5 protein-coding genes are annotated in these 4,627 nt (G+C 54.1%); all 5 read right to left on the bottom strand.

Annotated elements, in window-relative coordinates; all coding sequences use genetic code 11:
• Positions 1 to 128: 128 nt before the first annotated feature.
• On the bottom strand, positions 129 to 1,280 hold the full coding sequence (rfaQ, locus tag EJP87_RS14005) for a putative lipopolysaccharide heptosyltransferase III (RefSeq protein WP_130472485.1): 1,152 nt from the start codon (positions 1,278 to 1,280) through the stop codon (positions 129 to 131).
• Positions 1,262 to 3,085, bottom strand: coding sequence for a lipid A export permease/ATP-binding protein MsbA (gene msbA, locus EJP87_RS14010; RefSeq protein ID WP_227657651.1), 1,824 nt, complete (start codon positions 3,083 to 3,085; stop codon positions 1,262 to 1,264). The genes rfaQ and msbA overlap by 19 nt, the downstream gene beginning before the upstream one ends.
• An 87-nt stretch (positions 3,086 to 3,172) precedes the next feature.
• A complete protein-coding gene (locus tag EJP87_RS14015; RefSeq protein WP_130472486.1) occupies positions 3,173 to 3,859 on the bottom strand; it encodes a class I SAM-dependent methyltransferase in 687 nt (228 codons plus the stop codon).
• Positions 3,860 to 3,896: 37 nt separating this feature from the next.
• Entirely contained in the window at positions 3,897 to 4,322 is a 426-nt protein-coding gene (locus EJP87_RS14020) for a c-type cytochrome (protein WP_130472487.1), read from the bottom strand.
• 110 nt (positions 4,323 to 4,432) lie between these two features.
• Positions 4,433 to 4,627, bottom strand: a 195-nt coding sequence (locus EJP87_RS17975) for a hypothetical protein (protein WP_193771398.1), incomplete at its 5' end; no start/stop codon positions are given.

Here is a 4,627-nt window from a genome sequence, read left to right on the forward strand (position 1 = left end):
TCTTTTGCCTTTGGCGCGCTTTTCACACGAAGCCGACGCGCTTTTTGCGTCGGCTTAAGCGCCTAATGGAAGCAAGCTGTGCGGATTGGCGCCAAAAGATGCACCTTGCCCATGCACCTCTCCTGCTCTTATCCAGAGAGTGCCACCGCACGCTGCTCCAAAACCCGCTCCAGATGCGGCAATACCTCCTCAAGAGTCAACTCTTGCAAACAGCGGCTGATTTTGGAACCTTCACAACCATCACGCCCACAAGGCACACAATCCCAATTTTTCTGGATCACCACATGTGGCTCCGCCCACTGCACACCATTGAGCTGCGGATAGGGTGTGCCCTGGCCAGACCAGCCATTGGGCCACGGTCCCCACAATTGGACACCGGATGGACCAAAAAGGACCACTACCGGTATATCCAAGGCGGCGGCCATATGTGCTGGCGCCGTATCCACACCAAAAAAGAGTTGGCAATGGGCGGTCAAAGCAGCCGAGTGTGCCAAACTTAATTGACCGCTCAGATCAAAAGGGGGAGAGCTGCACAGCTTTATAATCTCAGTATTTTTTTGTTTTTCCACAGCAAGAGGTGCACTGGTCAAAACCACCGCATAACCGCGCGCCTGCAGATGGGTAATGACCCCGGCCATCCCCTGATCACTCCAACATTTAAACATCCAGCGCGAGGGCGGATGCACCTGCACCAAAGGCTGCTGACCATCCCATCCCTGTGCCAACAGCAAACGGCGCACCTCTGCCCAATCTTCTGCAGTAGTGGTCAGCTCGACACGGTGGCCTCTGTTCTCCTCTCCGGCCCCAATCAGATCCAAATTACGTATCACCCGGTGCCGACTGCCTGGTATGTCATAGACAATGTCGGTCAGGAGCGGACGACGCCACCATTTTTCACGCCGCCGCCGCTTGCTGCGCAACCCCAAACGACGCGGAGCCCCGGTCAGAAAAGCGGTTATAACCCCCCTGTCCCCCTCGGTTGTATTGATCACCCAATCAAAAGCGCTGCGGCGCAACTCCCGCAACCAGCACCAGGCCCGCCAAAAAAAGGCAATACTCCCTTCGTTGGCTTGGCGCTGTGGAAAAACAAAAATTTTACTCAGGTGCGGATGGCCCTCCATGATGGTCGCACAATCGGCCTTGACCAGGATACTGATTTGCGCAGCAGGATGGCGCCGCTGCAAGGTGGAAAGCAACGGCCCGGTCAACAAGACATCGCCAATATGCCGGGATTTGATCACCAAAATCCGGGCTGGCTCCTTTACCCCGCTACCGGACATAGCGTTTCCTGTTGTTGAAATTGCAGATAGTGAAAGCGCGCATACTCTCCACCTTTGGCCAACAACTCGGCATGGCTCCCCTCTTCGACAATCCTGCCCTCGCGCAACACCACAATCCGATCCACGTTGCGAATTGTTGACAAGCGATGGGCAATCACCAGACTGGTGCGCCCCTCCATCAAACGCTCCAACGCCTCCTGAACCAGACGTTCGCTTTCGGTATCCAAGGCACTGGTCGCCTCATCCAGAATCAAGATCGGCGCATTTTTTAACAAAGAGCGGGCGATGGAGAGACGTTGCCGCTGTCCTCCCGACAGACGAATGCCACGATCACCGATTACCGTCGCAAACCCCTCCGGCATCGCCTCGATAAACTCCAAGGCATTGGCCGCCTGGGCGGCCTGGCGCACCTCCGCATCGGAACGGTTGCGGTCGCCATAGAGAATATTGTTGCGAATCGTATCGTTAAACAGAATCACATCCTGGGTAACCACAGCAATTTGTGCGCGCAAGCTGCGCTGCGTTACCAGACGAATATCCTGGCCATCAACGCAAATAGCCCCCTCGATGACATCAAAAAAGCGGGGTACCAGATTGACCAGGGTGGTTTTACCGCTGCCACTGTGACCCACCAAAGCCACCCGCTCACCGGCACGCACACGCAGAGTGATCCCCGTCAAAACCGGGGGCAGCTCAGGACGATAGCGAAAACCAACTTGCTCAAATTGGATCTCCTGGCGCAAAGGGGGTAAAGCCACGGCATCAGGATGATCCTGAATCGCTGGCTGCAGATCCATCACGGCAAACAGGCGTCGGGCAGCCGCCATGCTCTCCTGTAGTTGGTTGTTGACCGTAGTGAGGCTTTTGATCGGATCATAGGCCATCAACAATGCGGTAATAAAAGAGAAAAAAGCTCCCGTGGTGGTTTGACCATTCATCACCATCCGCCCACCATAAAGAATCACCGCACTCACCGCCACCCCAGCGATTAAATCCATGGAAGGCGAAGAGAAGGCTTTGACTTTGGCAGTACGCAAGGTGTTGATCAAGATGGTGCGGTTTAACAAGCGAAAGCGTGCCCGCTCATAGCGCTCCATGCCGAAGGCTTTGACAATCCGCTGTCCGGCAATACTCTCTTCCAGGTGCGAGGTCATCTCTCCCATCAACTCCTGGCGTGTCTGGCTCAGACGGCGCATCCGGCGCCCAAAACGGTAGATCATCACCCCTGCCAGCGGCAAACCAATCAGGGAGACCAAAGCCATCTGCCAATCGCGATAAAAAAGCACCCCCAACAAAAAGATGACTGTAAACCCCTCCCGCAACAGATTGGTGATCACAGAAGAGCCGGCACCCTTGAGCATATTGGTATCATAGGTGATATGCGACATGATGTTGCCGGTGGCATTATTCTGGAAATAGGCCAGATCCATGGCCATCAAATGACCATACAACTGCACCTGCAGATTGCGCACCACCCGCTGCCCGGCATTTTCCATCAGATAGATCTGTGCAAAATAGACCGCCCCGCGCACCACAAACAGAGTCAGAATGATCATTGGCATATTGGCCAACATCACCGTATCCTGCTCGATAAAGACCTTGTCCAAAATCGGTTGCACCAAAAAGGCTATGGCTCCGTTGGTTCCCGCCAAAATCAGCATACAGATAAAGGCCGGTAGCAGATAAAACCAATAGGGCAAGACCAGACGCAAAAAACGTCGTATCAACTGCCGATTGTCCAACTCCACAGCCGGTACTACCGTACCAATGCGTGCCGCCTGAGATTGTTTGTTGCCTTTACCCACAGTTGCTTATCCGTCCCATCCATTAGGCTTGACTAAAAAAACCTGTTGTTGATTAGCAGGCGCTGCACCAGGCGCTCTTGTACCCAATTACTGGCGCTTTTCGGCGCTGACCACCAACCCTCTGGCCAAGAGCGCTGCCGGAGAAGCCGCCATTTGCCAAAAGGCCCGCTCTTCTGCATCCACTGCCTGTTTGGCCTTGGCGCGGCAATAGAGTTGTTGAGGCCAGGCCAGAAGATGTTCATAGAGATGTTTGGGCGCCGGCCAGGCCGAAGTATGCAGTTGAATGCGCTGAAAGCCTAGCAGATGCAGTACCAAATAGAGTTGCGGAAATGTCCAGGGAAAAAGGTGCATGTGCATACCAGGCCGCACCTTGCCTATCAGATTGGGAAAACTGGGAAAAAAACCTCTGAACAGATACTGCAAGCGCGCTGCCGGATACCACACGTTGGGTGTAGTGATAATCAGCAAACCATTGGGCTGCAGATGCGCGCCTGCAGAGCGCAAAAACATAACCGGATCGAGAAGATGCTCAATACCCTCACAGGTGACAATACAATCATAGAGCCCCCACTCTGCCGGAATCGCCTCATTCAGATCCCGGGCAGCAAATTGACGGTAATGTGCTGGCGGCTGACAAAAAAGATCCAGTCCATCCACCTGATAATCGCTACCCAATGCTGCCGCCAACCAGCCGGTTCCTGCTGGTGCATCGAGAATGGTGCGGATCTGCCGCTGCCGGATGAGCGAGAGCACAGGCGCATAATAGGGTTTCATGACACTCTTTCCCTCATCCGTATGGGGCAATTTGGCTCTATTTCAAGGTATTCAAATAGGCGATGACATCGCGACGATTGGCAGCGCTGTCGATCCCCTCAAAAGCCAAGGGATGCCCAGTCTCGCGTTGCGCCATGCGGGTCATCGGAATAAAAGAGCCTGGATCGGTGATAAAGCGTTCCAAATGGGCCTCATCCCAGACAAACGGCTTGGCCTTGACCGTAGCCATAAAAGCCGCACTGTAGGGAAAATCGACCGCACCCGCCGGACGATTGACCACACCCCATAAAAAGGGGCCCTTACGGTTGCGATGCGTATCTGTCATGTCATGGCATATGCCACAATTATTCTCTGCCAACCGCTTGCCCATCTCCACATCCGGCCATACCCTTTTCCAGACGCCCACCACCAACGCCAAAGCTGCCAGCAGCAAAATCGCCCACAGAACACCTCTTGTACTCATCGCAGTCGCCTCTCCCTCTTAAACTAAACCTGCAATAGGATGGCATCATTTATAAAAAATGAACAGCCATTTTTCAGTATCTGTCAGGGCAATCGCATTTGCCAATTTCTTCACTGTTGCCACAAGCGAAACTGTGCATGTCGGGCATCCGCCCTCCCAAAGAGTGCCCCTACGGGGCACAAATCGGTGCGGCGTGCGCGAATGCTGCGCATTCGCTTTTGTGAAACGCCGCACATTTTCAGCAGGGCTTTGCCCTGCACCCACCAGGAGGAGATAATCTCCTCCTGGACCTCCATAATAATTTC

Source organism: Candidatus Magnetaquicoccus inordinatus (assembly GCF_004217665.1).
Classification (GTDB): Bacteria; Pseudomonadota; Magnetococcia; order Magnetococcales; family Magnetaquicoccaceae; genus Magnetaquicoccus; species Magnetaquicoccus inordinatus.

Bases quoted from the DNA above. Each gene is read 5' to 3' on its own strand.
- EJP87_RS14015 (WP_130472486.1), bottom strand. From the start codon at position 3,859: ATGAAACCCTATTATGCGCCTGTGCTCTCGCTCATCCGGCAGCGGCAG.
- EJP87_RS14020 (WP_130472487.1), bottom strand. From the start codon at position 4,322: ATGAGTACAAGAGGTGTTCTGTGGGCGATTTTGCTGCTGGCAGCTTTG.
- rfaQ (WP_130472485.1), bottom strand. From the start codon at position 1,280: ATGTCCGGTAGCGGGGTAAAGGAGCCAGCCCGGATTTTGGTGATCAAA.